The sequence below is a fragment of the Saprospiraceae bacterium genome, assembly GCA_016710235.1.
Lineage (GTDB): Bacteria > Bacteroidota > Bacteroidia > Chitinophagales > Saprospiraceae > Vicinibacter.
The window spans coordinates 1,063,050-1,078,583 of record JADJLG010000001.1 but is presented as its reverse complement, the minus strand read 5'-3'; the positions used below and the strand labels follow the sequence as shown (position 1 = coordinate 1,078,583).

General features: G+C 38.7%; 12 protein-coding genes and 1 tRNA gene. 9 read left to right on the top strand and 4 right to left on the bottom strand.

Annotation, left to right across the window (positions count from 1 at the left end):
• The first annotated feature begins 3 nt into the window (after nt 1-3).
• The 7 genes from tgt (at nt 4) to gldE (ending at nt 8,204) form a co-directional block, all read left to right on the top strand.
• Nucleotides 4-1,143: a tRNA guanosine(34) transglycosylase Tgt gene (gene tgt / locus IPI99_04490; protein MBK7339771.1), complete on the top strand. Its 1,140-nt coding sequence runs from the start codon at nt 4-6 to the stop codon at nt 1,141-1,143.
• 4 nt (nt 1,144-1,147) lie between these two features.
• Nucleotides 1,148-2,251: an LptF/LptG family permease gene (locus IPI99_04485; GenBank protein MBK7339770.1), complete on the top strand. Its 1,104-nt coding sequence runs from the start codon at nt 1,148-1,150 to the stop codon at nt 2,249-2,251.
• A 200-nt stretch (nt 2,252-2,451) separates the two neighbouring features.
• Nucleotides 2,452-3,000: an RNA polymerase sigma factor gene (locus tag IPI99_04480; GenBank protein MBK7339769.1), complete on the top strand. Its 549-nt coding sequence runs from the start codon at nt 2,452-2,454 to the stop codon at nt 2,998-3,000.
• A gap of 326 nt (nt 3,001-3,326) precedes the next feature.
• The gene (locus IPI99_04475; GenBank protein MBK7339768.1) at nt 3,327-5,249 is read left to right on the top strand and encodes a sulfatase-like hydrolase/transferase; all 1,923 of its coding nucleotides are present in this window, start codon (nt 3,327-3,329) and stop codon (nt 5,247-5,249) included.
• 37 nt (nt 5,250-5,286) lie between these two features.
• Entirely contained in the window at nt 5,287-6,351 is a 1,065-nt protein-coding gene (gene mutY, locus IPI99_04470; GenBank protein ID MBK7339767.1) for an A/G-specific adenine glycosylase, read from the top strand.
• 10 nt (nt 6,352-6,361) lie between these two features.
• Nucleotides 6,362-6,787 (top strand): single-stranded DNA-binding protein, encoded by a 426-nt coding sequence (gene ssb, locus IPI99_04465; GenBank protein ID MBK7339766.1) that lies wholly within the window; start codon nt 6,362-6,364, stop codon nt 6,785-6,787.
• A 16-nt stretch (nt 6,788-6,803) separates the two neighbouring features.
• Nucleotides 6,804-8,204 (top strand): gliding motility-associated protein GldE, encoded by a 1,401-nt coding sequence (gldE, locus tag IPI99_04460; protein ID MBK7339765.1) that lies wholly within the window; start codon nt 6,804-6,806, stop codon nt 8,202-8,204.
• A 17-nt stretch (nt 8,205-8,221) separates the two neighbouring features.
• Here the strand turns inward: gldE and IPI99_04455 are convergent, their stop codons facing one another.
• A complete protein-coding gene (locus IPI99_04455; GenBank protein ID MBK7339764.1) occupies nt 8,222-9,376 on the bottom strand; it encodes a prolipoprotein diacylglyceryl transferase in 1,155 nt (384 codons plus the stop codon).
• A 170-nt stretch (nt 9,377-9,546) separates the two neighbouring features.
• Here IPI99_04455 and IPI99_04450 point away from each other — a divergent pair, with 170 nt between their 5' ends.
• A complete protein-coding gene (locus IPI99_04450) occupies nt 9,547-10,107 on the top strand; it encodes a hypothetical protein (GenBank protein ID MBK7339763.1) in 561 nt (186 codons plus the stop codon).
• A gap of 18 nt (nt 10,108-10,125) precedes the next feature.
• On the opposite strand, the gene mtaB is transcribed toward IPI99_04450, so the two are convergent.
• The 3 genes from mtaB to IPI99_04435 form a co-directional block, all read right to left on the bottom strand.
• Nucleotides 10,126-11,451 (bottom strand): tRNA (N(6)-L-threonylcarbamoyladenosine(37)-C(2))-methylthiotransferase MtaB, encoded by a 1,326-nt coding sequence (gene mtaB / locus IPI99_04445; GenBank protein MBK7339762.1) that lies wholly within the window; start codon nt 11,449-11,451, stop codon nt 10,126-10,128.
• Between the two features lie 40 nt (nt 11,452-11,491).
• Nucleotides 11,492-11,566 (bottom strand) — tRNA-Val (locus tag IPI99_04440).
• A gap of 137 nt (nt 11,567-11,703) precedes the next feature.
• Entirely contained in the window at nt 11,704-13,146 is a 1,443-nt protein-coding gene (locus IPI99_04435) for an oligosaccharide flippase family protein (protein MBK7339761.1), read from the bottom strand.
• 94 nt (nt 13,147-13,240) lie between these two features.
• Here IPI99_04435 and IPI99_04430 point away from each other — a divergent pair, with 94 nt between their 5' ends.
• Nucleotides 13,241-15,478, top strand: a complete 2,238-nt coding sequence (locus IPI99_04430) for a gliding motility-associated C-terminal domain-containing protein (GenBank protein ID MBK7339760.1) — start codon at nt 13,241-13,243, stop codon at nt 15,476-15,478.
• Nucleotides 15,479-15,534: the final 56 nt, after the last annotated feature.

Here is a 15,534-nt window from a genome sequence, read left to right as displayed (position 1 = left end):
TTTATGAGCCAAGACCGATTTCAACTCATCCACCGAGCGCCCAACAGCAAAGCGAGGGCTGGTTTACTCCAAACGGCACATGGAGCGATAGAAACGCCGATTTTCATGCCTGTAGGGACTGCAGCCACGGTCAAGGCTGTTCATCAGAAAGAGCTTCAAGAAGAAGTGAAGGCACAGATCATTTTGTCAAACACATATCACTTGCATCTTCGTCCGGGAAGTGAGCTCATCCGTCTGGCAGGAGGCCTCCATCAGTTCATGAGCTGGCCTATGCCGATATTGACAGATAGTGGAGGATATCAGGTTTTTTCATTGAGCGAAAGGAGAAAGATCAAAGAGGAGGGGGTTACATTTTACTCTCATATCGACGGCTCCAGACAGTTCTTCTCACCGGAATCCGTTGTAGACATTCAACGCAATCTGGGCTCCGACTTTATGATGGCTCTGGACGAATGTCCTCCTTTTCCCTGTGAACAGAAATATGCAGAAAAATCAATGCAGCTCACCCATCGCTGGATCCAACGAGGACAAAATCATTTTCAATCCACCAGCAGTATACACGGCCACGAACAGATTTTTGTGCCAATCTGTCAGGGTTCAGTATATCCCGATTTAAGGATAAAAAGCGCTGAATTTATTTCTCAGTATGACAAACCCGTATATGCGATTGGTGGATTATCCGTTGGAGAACCCGAGAATGTACTATACGAGATGGTAAATCTAGAAACAGACGTATTGCCGGAGACCGGAGCGAGATACCTGATGGGAGTAGGCACTCCTGCAAATCTCCTCGAATGTATCGACCGCGGAATAGATATGTTTGACTGTGTATTGCCCAGTAGAAATGCAAGACATGGGATCATTTACACTACAGAAGGGATCATCCATATCCGCAACGCTAAGTGGAAAGAAGACTTTAGTCCAATAGATCGGGGTCTGACTACAAACACCAGTGTTCAAATGTCAAAGGCATACTTACGCCATCTTTTTCATTCGAAAGAAATTCTAGGAGCGCAGATTGCTACTCTGCAAAATCTGGGCTTTTATCTTTGGCTTGTGAAGGAAGCTAGAAGACATATAATTGATGGCAGCTTTTCTAGCTGGAAAACTAAAATGATTGAAGTCATCTCACTGAAAAGGTAAGCGGATGAAGAAGTACTTTGCACTTTCCATCTTCGATAGATATATCATCCGCAAGTATGTGGTGACATTCACTTTTACCATGGCTTTGTTATCAATTATTGCGGTGGTCTTTGATCTGAGCGAACGTATCGAAAAACTGCTCTCTCACAACCTAAGTGCATGGGTGATTGCGAGAGATTACTATTTCAACTTTATTCCTTGGATCAATTCGTTGATGTTTCCACTTTATGCCCTGATTACAGTAATCTTTTTCACCTCCAGGATGGCCGGACAAACGGAAATTATTCCTGTTTTTAGTTCAGGCGTTTCTTATGGCAGATTTCTTCGTCCATTTATTATTGCAGGAAGCTTTTTTACATTGATACACCTTATCGGCAACCATTATTTTATACCAAGAGCGAACAAGACCCTTAAGGAGTTTGAAAATACCTATATCAAGACCAGTAATGTCAAGGAAAAGGATCGGAACGTGCACATGTTTGTTGACCAGGATGTTAAGGTATATGTGCGTTATTTTAACGTGAAGGATTCGTCCGGGCAAGATTTTATTATGCAAAGATTTGATCAGGATAGACTAGTGGCTATGCTTCAGGCGCGAAGTATTAAGTGGAAGGCAGAACCACATGTCTGGACAGTAAAAGATTACGAACTGAGAACTTTTCAGGATAGTGTAGAGAGTTATCAGACATATAGAGAACAAAGTCTGGATACAAGCATCAACTTCTTGCCGAGTGACTTTATCTTTAAAACCAACCAAAAAGAGGTCATGCCTACCCCGGAGTTGATTGAATTCATCCAAAGGGAGAAGGAAAAAGGTTCCGGAATTTCTCGTTTGTTTGAGGTGGAGAAGCAGCGCAGATCCGCAGATCCTGTCACTACATTGATTTTGACCATAATAGGGGCTTGTATAGCGAGTCGGAAGGTAAGAGGGGGCCTCGGATTGCACCTTGCCTTGGCAGTCATCATTGGTGTGTGCTATATATTCCTTTCCAAACTTTCTATCACCTTTGCAAACAGTGAAATTTTACCACCTTGGATAGCGGTATGGATCCCAAATTTTATATTTACTTTCGTAGCATATTATTTTTATAAAAACGCACAAAAATAAAATTGTACAAATAATATTTTGTTCAACAAAAGTTGAAAGTTTGAGAAGATGTTTTTAAAAATCGAAATCTGTAATTAAATTGAAAATCAGCAGATTATATAAAAGTCGAAAATGTTCACGTAATTTTAACACTATTTTGTCTAAAGATCACCTGTATCCAATTAAACAAATTAGTATATTTGAGAAAATTTTTTGATGTTATGTCGACGGTGGAGTTTTTTAACCAGTTTAACAAGCAGACTCAGACACTCAACAACTTTGCGTACAGTTTGACCAGAGATGCTGAAGATGCAAAAGATTTGTATCAGGAGACCGCATTCAGGGCTTTGTCCAATAGAGATAAATTTCAACCGGGTACTAATTTTAAAGCATGGTTGATTACAATCATGAAGAATATTTTCATCAACAATTATCGCCGTAAAGTGAAGGGCGGTATTGTGAATGATAATTCTGAAAATCAGTACTATTTCAATTCTATCAGCAACAGTGTTCTTAACCGAGCTGAATCAGATATGATGATGAAGGAACTTCATGCCATGGTGGATAGTCTGGACGATTCTTTGAAAGTGCCATTTGTGAGATATTACCATGGATACAAATATCAGGAGATTGCAGATGAACTCCATCTGCCTCTTGGAACCGTAAAAAGCAGAATATTTTTCGCAAGGAAAGCTTTAAAAAGTATGATTGGATCACAGTATCATATCCATCAGGAGATGCATCAGGAAATGGCTGTCTCCGATAACTAATCACTTCTTTAATTTCAATAGTTTCCGGTCAAATTCATTAGGTCTGGATGAAAGGTGTTGCTCTATCGTTCAGAATTTCACATTTTCCTGCTTGCCAAAGAATGTAAAGTCATTTTGCATAAAATCATTTTTTGCTTTATTCATAAAGGAATATGGCATTTTCCTGCATAGAGAATGCAATACGCCCTCTCCGGCATAATTTGGTAAATTCAATCACAGATTTTGCAGTCAATTTCGTAGGGAATAGATCTTCAAAGTAAAATCTGGATTAAATCTCATTATCTTCGCCATTCAAAATCCATTAGTTTTTATCATAGTAAATTAAATTGCCGACACAATTTCATATATGGCAAATTTTCATCAGAACATTTCTACCTCTGATATTGATCTACACAGCCTTGCGTATCGGATTTATTGCCATGTTTTCTTCAGATTTAGAAATTCATTCTTTTAAGGAAATTTTGAACATCATTATTAGTGGATGGAGATTTGATTTAAGTGCACTCATGTTGGCTAATATAGTTTTGAATGGAATTTATTTTTTAGTATTTCCATGGACAGCAGGCTTAACAGCTATTTGGAGAGTATGGCGAGTTCTTTTCATCGCTTGGAATCTTTTGTTCATACTGTTGAATCTCGCTGATTTTGCATATTTTCCTTTTGTACAAAAGAGAATGCAGATGGACGCTATGCAGTTTTTGACAGGAGAAAAAGGTTCGGATTTTTATCGTCTGTTGCCAGAGTTTATTTTACAATTTTGGTATATTCCTTTTCTTGTTATTCTAGCGTACATTTTCCTGAATAGACTTATACCTTTATCAATATTCAAAGCAGAAATACTGAGAAACAAAAACACAAAATCCTTTTTCCAGTATTTGTTTTCACTATCAATTTTCGGGGCCTTATCTATAATAACCATTCGCGGTGGATTTCAATTAAAACCCATTGATTCAGTAAATGCGGGGCAGATGACGGATAGCAGAAAAATACCTGCAGTGGTGAATACCACATTTACTCTGTTGCGCTCAAAGGGAAAAAATAATCTTACCGAAGACTTGTCTGGAAAATGGAATTACGAGACGGAATTACAAAAGAAAATTATTCAACCATTTAAAAGAGATAGTTTTAAATCCTGGAATGTAGTAATTCTGATCGTCGAAAGTCTATCGCATAAATATTTGCACAACGACCAAAAATGGAATGCCACTCCATTTCTTGATTCCTTGTTGAACGAAGGTCTATATATGGAAAATTCATATGCAAATGCAAAAGAATCTATCCAGGGAATTCCTGCAATATTGTCATCTATACCATCATGGCAGAAAGACCCATACATCAATTCAATTTATTCAACGAACCAAATCAGTTCACTTCCCAATGAACTTAAAAATAAATCTTATACGACAGGGTTTTTTCATGGTGGACAAAACGGAACCATGCGACTTGATTTATTTGCGAAGATGGCGGGGATAGAAAAATATTTTGGAAAAAATGAGTATAACAATGATTCTGATTTTGATGGGAAATGGGGAATTTGGGATCATAAATTTTTATCGCGCGTTGTTGATGAATTGAATCTTTCACCGGAACCTTTTGTATATTCCATTTTTACAATGAACCCACACCACCCTTTCCAAATCCCTGAAGAGTTTGGAAAAGAAATGCAGGTGCAAAAAGAACCGTTGATCAACTGCCTCAGGTATACAGATTATGCTTTGCGAACATTTTTTGAAAGAGCAAAAAAGGAAAAATGGTATGATAATACCTTATTTGTGATTACTGCAGACCATACAGGTAAAAATGTGGATGATGTATATCGTGTCATGACAGATATATTTAAAATTCCAATACTTTTTTTCAAACCCAACGATATCTCTCCATTGAAAGATAGTACGACCATTGTCAATCAAATCGATATTTTTCCTTCTGTACTGGCTTTGCTTAATTATGACCAGGCATTTTTTAGTTATGGTAGAAACGTATTTGATACAACCGGGAAAAATTATTGTATCAATCTCTCTTATGGGTTATACCAATATGTAGATTCAGATTATATCGTGCTACATGACGGACAAAAGATAGTTGAAATCTATGATCAGAAGAAAGACATCTATAATACCAAAAACCTTGTCAACACTTTGGATCCTTTGATCATTAAAAAATATAATGACCTTATATTGTTGGAGACAAACTGCTTTTCGCATAGCTTGATCCATAATATGATGGTATCCTCTAAAATCCACAAATAATCAGTGTCTTCAGTTGCTTTTTTGATAATCTGAAAGGATGAAAGCCGGACTTTTTAGAAAATTATTGTATCAATGGTCCTCGGATCATCCAAGAGAATTGCCCTGGATCGGTGAAAAAGATCCTTATAAAATATGGATTTCGGAAATCATGCTTCAGCAGACCCGCGCCGAGACCGTTGTGCCTTTTTACCTTCGGTTTATTGGTGAATTTCCAAATCTGTCAGCTGTAGCGAATGCCTCAGAGACAAAATTGATGTTGTATTGGCAGGGATTAGGCTATTACAGCCGATTGAGAAATCTGCATCATACTGCGCAAGAAATCGTAGCCCGATACAAAGGAAAATTTCCTGAACATTTCGAACAAATAGTAGCACTAAAAGGCATTGGCAAGTCAACAGCATCAGCCATTGCCTCTTTTGCTTTTGGCAATCCTTACCCTGTCCTGGACGGAAACGTGGTGCGGGTGCTTGCAAGGATATTTGGATTGGAACACTCCTTTTTTACACAATCGGGAAAGAAGAGATACGAAGAGCTCGCTGTGGAGATGCTGGACAGAACAAATGCAGGGCACTATAATCAGGCCATCATGAATTTTGGAGCATTGTGTTGCACGCCAAAGTCACCAGAATGTTCCCTCTGCACTTTTAGAAAGGAATGTGTTGCTTTCCAAGAAAATCTGGTTTTGGACTTACCGGTAAAGAGGCCTAAACTGGATAAAAGGAGAAGGTATTTTCATTATTTCGTGGTATCTGATTCGAAGGGAAGGTTGGTGCTGCATCAACGGCAAGACAATGATATCTGGAAAAATCTGTTTGAATTTTTTGGTATCGAAAGCCAGTCTAATTCATTTTCAAAAATTGATCTTCGGTCTCAGTTTTTACTAGCTGGATTTGAACTGGATGAAGTACGAAAATGGCAAAAATTGAGTACGGTAAAACAAGCACTCACTCATCAAATCGTCGAAATGATGTTTTGGACTAGTGAGGTCCATGTTAAACAAATAAAGCATGTTCCGCATTACTTGTTGGTCGATAGGAAAAAGCTCAACAATTTTGCTTTTTCCCGAAAAACCAGTAATTTTATCAAACAATTCATCATTTAAACATTCCATTATGGTAAATAAAGTCATCCTTATAGGGAATTTAGGTAAAGATCCAGAATTCCGCACTCTGGAGAGTGGAGCATCCCGTGCAAACTTTTCATTGGCGACGAATGAAAGTTACAAAGATAAAAGTGGCCAATGGCAAAAACTGACTGAATGGCACGACATCGTGGCTTGGCGCAATCAGGCTGACCAGGCTAAAAATCTCAAAAAAGGAATGCAGGTTTATATCGAAGGTAAGCTTACTCACCGGAAATGGACAGACAAAGAAAACAAGGATCACTATATCACGGAAATTCAGGTAGAAACAATGCGAATACTAGAAAAGCGGGAAAACTCTACTTATGGTGGTTCTTCAGGTAATAGTTCTCAAGGCAGTGCTATGGAAGAAGACCCATTCACAAAGTCGGCAAGTGAAGACGATCTGCCATTCTGATCACTAAATCTACATTTTGGAAGCGGAGCCTCCCCATTTAATATTTATCATAAATCTCATACAGGCTGGATCTGTATTTGAAGGACTAAGTTTATTGACTTTATTGGTGTTTATGCTCCTGTTGTCTGCAATGTTCTCAGGTTCTGAGGTGGCTTTTTTTTCATTAAACAGACAACAAGTTGAAGCGTTGGAAGAAGACGACAATCAGTCCGGAGTCGCTTCATTGCTTTTCCTAAAAAATCATCCAAGGAGACTGCTTGCTCTACTTTTGATCTGCAATACATTCGTCAATATTGCGATTGCCATCTTGGTAGAAGGAATTCTGTCGGTTTATTTTCCGGTAACCGGATTCCATGACTTTGCTACTTATTTGGTGAGTTGGAGGCCACTAAGTTGGCTAGATCATGCACAACTAGGCAATCTTATGTACTTTATGGTAGCTGTGATCGGGGCAACTACGCTCATACTCTTGTTTGGGGAAGTTACTCCGAAAATTTACGGCCAATTCAATAGCATCAAGTTAGCAAGATTTATAGCACGGCCGTTACGTGTATTGGATTATTTAATGAGACCATTTACAATAATACTAGAATCCATGACCACCTCGGTCGAGAGAAAGATTATTGAAAAAAAATTGAACGTGCAAACCACATCTAGAGAAGATCTGGATGCAGCCATTGACCTGGCTGTGAGTCATGAGCAAGAGTCCGGCAAACAGGTTGACATGCTGAAAGGGATTATAAAGTTTAATGACGTCACTGCGAAACAAGTGATGACGGCCAGAACTGAAGTATATGCGGTAGACAAAGAGGAAAATTATAATGATGTGATTCAGGTCATCAGAGAAAGTGGTTTTTCGAGATTACCAATATTTCAGAATGATCTCGATCATATTTGTGGAATCTTGTATGCTAAAGATTTAATCGGGCACTTAGGAGAAGGAGCAGGCTTTGAATGGCAGCAATTGATCAGAACTTCACTTCATTTTGTACCGGAATCCAGAAAAATTAATGAACTGCTCAATGATCTTCAAGAGAAGCATTTGCACATGGCATTTGTGGTGGATGAATATGGCGGATTAAGTGGTTTAGTGACACTGGAAGATATCATGGAAGAAATCGTAGGAGAAATCAAAGATGAATTTGACGACCAACACGAATTGAATTTCACGAAACTCGACTTGCACAATTATTTATTTGATGGAAAAACGTTGATCAATGATATGTGTAGAGTATTGGGAATAGATATTTATCTGTTTGAAGATGTGAGAGGAAATGCGGATTCTATAGCGGGTTTGCTATTAGAAAATCTTGGAGAAATGCCTAAAAAAGATCAGGAAATACAAATCGGTGGTTGTTTATTTAAGGTAGTTGCTGTCAGCAAAAAAAGAATAGAACAAATTAAAGTTACAATTTAAAAGGGATTATTAAAAGTCTATCTGATATTTTTCTTTTGAAAAAAAATAATTCCAGCGATACCTGCAATAATCAAACAGAAAGCAATCATCTGTGCAAAAGAAGGATGAAACCCTAATATATTATAACGAGGATTAACACGGATGGCTTCAATAAATATTCTTTCAATTCCATTCAACAGACAGTAGATAAAAAATAATACACCGGCTGCTTTGATTTTATTTCTCAAGATCCAAAGAACTCCAGTAATTGTAAATGCAAGAATACTTTCATAAAGAGCTGTAGGAAAAACGCCGGGACTCAATTGACTGCAATATTCAAAAACACAACCATCGATTTTAATTCCTTCATTCAATACATTGTGTGGATATGTAAATGACCACCAACTATCCGGTAAAAAAAACCAGGAAGGCTTTGCCAATTCATTTACAATTCCCCAGTCTCCATCTCCGCTAAAATGACACCCCAATCTTCCGACGGCATAGCCTATCATTAAGGTAGGAGCTATCGCATCCATCATATAAATAGGGTGCAATCCTTTGCTGCGCACGTATCGAAATACCATGATAAAAGCCAAAATCAGGCCACCATAAATTGTAAGGCCGCTACCTGAGAAAAAATTGCCTATTGGATCTCTTAAAAAATCACCAAAATTTTCAAATATGCTAAATAGTTTAGATCCGATAATGCCAAATAATGCTGCTACACCTGTGATGTCCATCACCCGTTGATAAGGGTGGATAAATATGTCAGCCCTTCGGACTTCTTTGTCAACTTGCCGATTCATTTTATAGAACCAATAAATAGCTGTCGCGAGACCTGCAAGGATAAAAGAAATGAAATGTATTTTAGTCGAAAAAATTATACCTGCAGGATCCAAATGAAATTCACTAAAATGTAAATATGCATACATAACTTTTCCAGCAAGCACCGCATTAATTACTGTTTGAATTCCGATAAATTGCCAATTGATCGGCTGATACACAATAATGTTTTCTAGACGGCCGGATAATTGACCAATTTTCTCTTTTCTTTTTAGTTCTAGGTATAATAAGAACCCACTGGCTAAAAACGAAAGTCCAAGAAACAATCCGAATGTCTTGATAATGGAAAAGACATTATCAGGTTGAGTACCAAATAATGCATGTAAAATATACGAAAAATCAGGATACATAATTTACCTGCTGAGATGAAAATTAATGAACCCATAAATGTAAGCAAAATGGAAAGGATGGAAAGCCAATTTGAAAAAAATCAGATATGTATTATGAATACAACGATGAAAGTGGATTTTTATAAGCTCTATTGAAGGAGGAAGAATAGAATTGAATGTATCTTTGGCATATGAAATTACCACTGATCGCATTTCTGAGCATTTGGATGTGGGTGGCTCAGGCACAATCGGGAGCGGTAATCAGTGTTGGGTATTCCTCCGGATTTACTGATTACAGCTTGACCACGGCAAATGGAGGATTTATGAGTGGTTGGAATGCTGGTATTGTAGGAAGATTTGGAGATGGAAAATTTTTTATTCGACCTGGATTGGAATTACACAAAATTTATCTTGAGTCTGCAAATAAAGCTGAGTTATTCACCGACAGAAAATCGGCATATTTCCTAAAAATTCCTGCACAAATCGGTTACAGGATCATCAACCTGGAAAAGTTCAAGCTGATTGCCATGGGAGGTGTGCAAGTGAGCTATATCTGGTCCATCCAAGAGAATGCATTGGGCTTGAATCACGATACCATGAAGGATTTTCAGCTGGGAGCCTTGTTTGGAGGTGGCATAGATTTGGGTCCTTTGGTCTTTTGTGTACAATTCGAGAAGGGATTGTCTGAGCTTTACACCGGGACAAGTAAAAAGTCAGATTATGTAATTTATACTTTGGGATTTTCCTTCTAGGCCCAAGATCTCATTTTGTTAACTCAGTATAATTGTACCAGAAGGCGACAAATACTGTAAATTTTCCTCTGATATAAGGTTGGTTGACCTATTACCCCCAACCGTGGTTTCAACCCTACAATAGTTATCTGTCCATCCGAAAATTTTGCCACTTTCATCCGATTGTTCCCAAAGAACAGGGCGAGTTGTACCTAACTGCGACGATGCAAAGGCTCTTTTTTTCTTTTCTGAAAGAATCCTCAACATTTCATTTCGATCTGAACGCTTTTTAGGAGAAACCGACCCTTCCATTTCAGCTGCGGCAGTGTTTTTCCTTTCCGAATAAGTGAAAACATGAAGATAAGATACGTCCAGGTCCTGGATAAATCGATAGGTGTTCATAAAATGCTCTTCCGTTTCGCCGGGAAAACCAACGATCACATCCACACCAATACATGCATGAGGCATTCGCCGCCGGATCTGTTCCACTCTGGTTTGATAAAGCTCTCTTTTGTAACGTCGCTTCATTCGAGCAAGAATCTCATTGTCACCGCTCTGAAGCGGAATATGAAAATGTGGCATAAATCGACGACTATTGGCCACAAAATCTATAATCTCCTCTGTACATAGATTAGGTTCAATGGAAGAAATCCGGTACCGATCAACAGTGGTTTCCCTGTCCAGTGCTAGAATCAAATCAACGAAGAGTTCTTGTTTTTTGGGTATTTGCTGTTCGATAATTTCCGTACCATTACCAAAATCTCCAATGTTTACTCCTGTCAGCACAATCTCTTTCGCACCCTGTATGGAGATGGTGTTGGCCAGTTGAACGAGTTCAGAAACAGTCCCCGACCTGGACTTTCCTCGTGCCTGGGGAATGGTGCAAAAGCTGCATTTATAGTCACATCCGTCTTGGACCTTTAGAAAGGTTCGGGTCCTGCTTTCCAAAGAGTATGAAGGCACAAAGCTATTGGCGTGGTGGACAGGTCCAACTTCCATCAGCCCGGATGTACTTTCCGAAAGTTTGTTCAATACTTCGACGAGTTGAAATTTTTCTGCAGCTCCCAATACGATGCTCACACCGGGAATTTGTGATATTTCGACTGGCTTTAGTTGTGCATAACATCCGATGACAATGATTTTGGCGGAAGGGTTTCGTCTCAGGAATGACCGGACAGAATATCTACATTTTTTGTCAGCTTCTTCTGTTACTGAACAGGTGTTGAGCACATAGATATCTGCAGGAAGATGATAATCCGTGATTTCGTATCCGGCGTCTGAGCACATCCTTTCTATAGAAGAAGTCTCGGAAAAATTGAGCTTGCAACCCAATGTATGAAACGCTATGGTACGAAATGTGGACACTCCGAATGATGCATTAAAAAAGTATGTGAGGAGGAAAGAGTGGGAGATACTGGGTTCGAACCAGTGACCCCCTGCTTGTAAGGCAGGTGCTCTGAACCAGCTGAGCTAATCTCCCGGATATTTCACCGATGTGGTTTTATCAAATAGCTTTTTCAAACTACAAACACCCATATGGTGAATAGGCGGGCAAAGATAAACAGGCTGTGCAGAATAATCCAAACAAAAGGATAAATTTTCTTGGCCAGAAGATATTTAGCTGCGCAATTTGGACACGAACATCCTTACTTCGTCCCATTGAAAAAGGCGGAGCAAAAAGGCAATAAGGGCTATTGAGGGTAATATCAACAAAACAAAAGTATAAAAGGAAACTCCCCAAAATGCCATCAAATGTCCCAGGCCAAAGCCAAGAATCACAAAGGAAATAAATTGTGCCACTTCGATCGTTTGGAAATGATAAGCCCTAGGGGTAGCAGCAACCAAAACAATCAAACAAACAGATTGGGAGACTAGATTAGAAATAGCCGATCCATTTATACCCCAATTCGGTATCAGTAGATAGTTAGAGAGAAGGTTCACAATCACAATACAGATATAAATGAGAACAAGACGCTTTTCCAGATGAATAGCCTGATATAGGGCTCCGTAGATATAGCTCAAGCTTGCGGGAAGGAAAGCCAACATTGTCCATTTCATACATTGATCGAGATCAGGATCACTGAGTCTATTGACCAAAAGATTGATATCATGTGCATAATAGAATCCCGTGATAACAATCAAAACGGTAAGGAACAGAAGCAACTTCATACTAAAATGAAGAAAATCATTCTTCAGCTCAGCATTGAATTTTTGACGCGAAAACATGCCCAGCAGCAACCCCCCAAAGGCAAGGCTCACCATGTTAGCTGCATCGAAAAATCTCATTACTAAGGTATATTTTCCCACAGTATAATCTCCACCGCGGTGCCATCGTCCCAATAGGAGTAAGTCTTGTTTAGCATACAATGCATTGAAAAAATAAATCAGTGCAAATGGCAGACATGCGACAAAAATTTGTTTGACGCGCGAATGGCTGAAGTGAATACTCAGATCCGGTGGTTTTTTGGAAAAGAAAACAAGGATGCAAATCAACAGCGTAAGCCCAAGGGATACGGTCTGCATCCAGACAAACAAAGGTATGGACAGATAGTGTTTCAAACCAGGTATGAGAAGAAAAAAAGCACCGGTTATGATTAAAATCCAGCGATCCATGACAGACAAAAAGCTATCCCATCTATAGAAACTCATTCCTGCAATTGCAGAGCGAAAAAACCCAACACCGCTAATCAAAATCTGGTTGAAAGCTACATGCGCAAGGAGTTTGAGGGATTGATCCGGAGGAAACCATATCAAAGCCAGAAGCAAACAAAAGAGCAGATAAATTATTGAAAGTATACCTTTACTTGCGAGGAGCTCGCCAAATCCTGTATTCCCCTGTAGGCGCTGTTGGCTGATTTCGCGATTGGTAAAATTTTGAATCCCAAAATCATTGATCACTTGCAGAATCAAAGTGAAGTTGAGAATTCCGGCATAAAATCCGAACTGTTCAAGACCAACATGCAATTGAATATTTTTTTCAATCAAAAACAGGTAAATCGGCTTAATGATAAAGCTAAAGAAGAGTAATAGAATAATATTGATGACAAACTCTGAGCGCATCTGTACCGCAAAAGAACAAAACGAAAATTAATCCGGGAGAATTATTTTCATTTGTCCAAGAATGACTTATTTTGCTCCATCATAAAAGCTAAAAATGAAAAAAATAAATATTGGAATCTCCATCTTCTTGTTCATTATAGTCAACCAGATACAAGCACAGGATCTTTATTTTCGGAAATACTACTTTCATGATCAATTCAATCCGAATGGACCAAATACAGGCATACTCAACTATGCCATAGAAACAATGAAGGATGGTTCTATTGTCACTATAGGCTTTGGATCAGATGCTGCCAACCAATCCACAGGTATCCTCTCCCTGTTCAGCTGCACCGGAGATCTGATTTGGACAAAAAACCTTGGTTTATCAAGTGGTGCTACCAATACTAATTTTGGAATAGCTGAAGCATCTAATGGAGACATTGTAATTTGTTTTAACCATAGCGCAACGTTTTTTTCAGCGACGATGCTGATTACCAGAATCGATCGCCAAGGGAATGTAAAATGGTCCAACAGACTTGGTGTCAGCAAAGAATTTGGCCGAGATATGGTAGCAACAAAGGATGGCGGATTTGTGATTGCAGGCAGTACAGGGGTTTATGGCATCGATCATACCCGTGATGATATTTATTTGCTAAAAATAGATAGTGCCGGAACTTTGTTGTGGACAAAAACATTTGGCACTTTAGATTCCTATGATCAGGCATTTGCAATAGAATCCGACCCGAATGGCAACCTCTACCTAACCGGTAGATTAATAAACAGAGGGACGTTCATGGGTTTTCTGATGAAAACTGACCCGAATGGCAATCCCATGAAAACGATTGCAATTGGAGCTGAAAATCACAGTACTAATGGGTATGATCTGGCCGTGCTTTCCAATGGCGATATCGCCTTGACAGGCTTTACTACAATTCTTGAGCAAAACTTTCAGGATAGGTCAGACCTCATGGTGGGATTGTTTGATAAAGACCTTAATACGAAATGGATCAATACTTATGAGATTGCAGCAGGAACTGATAATGGAGCCTTGGGGGAGAGTATTGCGGAAATGAAGGATGGCGGATTAGCTATTGTTTCAGAGTCAGCTTCTTTTACAAATCACAATTTACCAATCCCACAAGCAGCGGGAAAATGGTTAGGCACCATCATAGAACGAGACGGAAAACTAAGAAAAGCGTATTTATACAATCTGTATGGATCGGGATATCCAAAAATCAAAAAATCGTCACTGGGAGGATTTGTAATCGCAGGGACTTCAACTTACAATACTCTTTCAAGAGCGTTCCAAATGCTCATGATTAAAACGGATGATCAATTGCTCAATGACAATTGTGAGGAATTAGATGTCACAGGAGAGTTAATTACACTTTCACCAAGTTTTATAGTCGAAGATTACAATTATACCGAGAGGAGTGGAGGCAGTACAATACCCTACAATCCTATTGTTGATGGAAGGGAAATTATGAATGAAGTAGTATGCGAAAAACTACCGGAGTTTTCGGCTAAATTTTCTGCTCCTAATGAAATCTGCCAAGGCCAGGAAATCGAAATAAAAGACGAATCTATTACTCTACCGGGAATTAAGTATAAATGGCAACTTGGAACCACGGAAGACACTACCAGCGGAAGTGTAAAAACCACCTTCCAATCTTCAGGAGAGATTCCTGTGATCCTGACGCTTCAATTTGGGTGCATTACTAAATCCTTCGAGAAAATAATAAAGGTTAATAGCGCAATAGCGATAACAAAAAATGACAAGTATTGTGAATTACAACAATACGTTTTTAATGGAAAAATTTATGAAGCAGGAACTCACATAATAAAACTTCCCGCTCAAAATGGTTGTGATACTTCGATGACTTTAAATCTTGAAAAAAATGAATCTAGTTTGATAGAGAAGGAATTATTCTGTGGAGATAGTATAATCATTGAGGGTAAGGCATATAATAGAGATACAGTGATTAAAGATAGTGACAATTGCATTTTATATAAAATCACAACAGTAAATTGTAATGAAGATTGCCTAAAATTTCCAAACGTTTTCGCTCCTTTTTCTGAAATAGAACAAAACAGAACATTTAGACCAATTCTAAACTGTCAAGATTCGGCGACGGTGCAACTAGAAGCGCTTGAAATGGAAGTCTACAACAGATTTGGAATAAAAGTTTTTGAAACAAAATCCAATACAGGAGCTTGGGACGGTTATTATAAAGGAGAAATTTCGCCTATGGAAACCTATATCTACATTGCAGAGTATTCATTGCGTTATGGAGAAAAGTTTGTTCGCAGGGGGTTAAAACAAAAAGGTTCAGTGAGTCTGATCAAATAATGTCATTAGGCATTAAATTCAATCGCGGGGGCAGATCTAGTAGAGAAATTATTTTG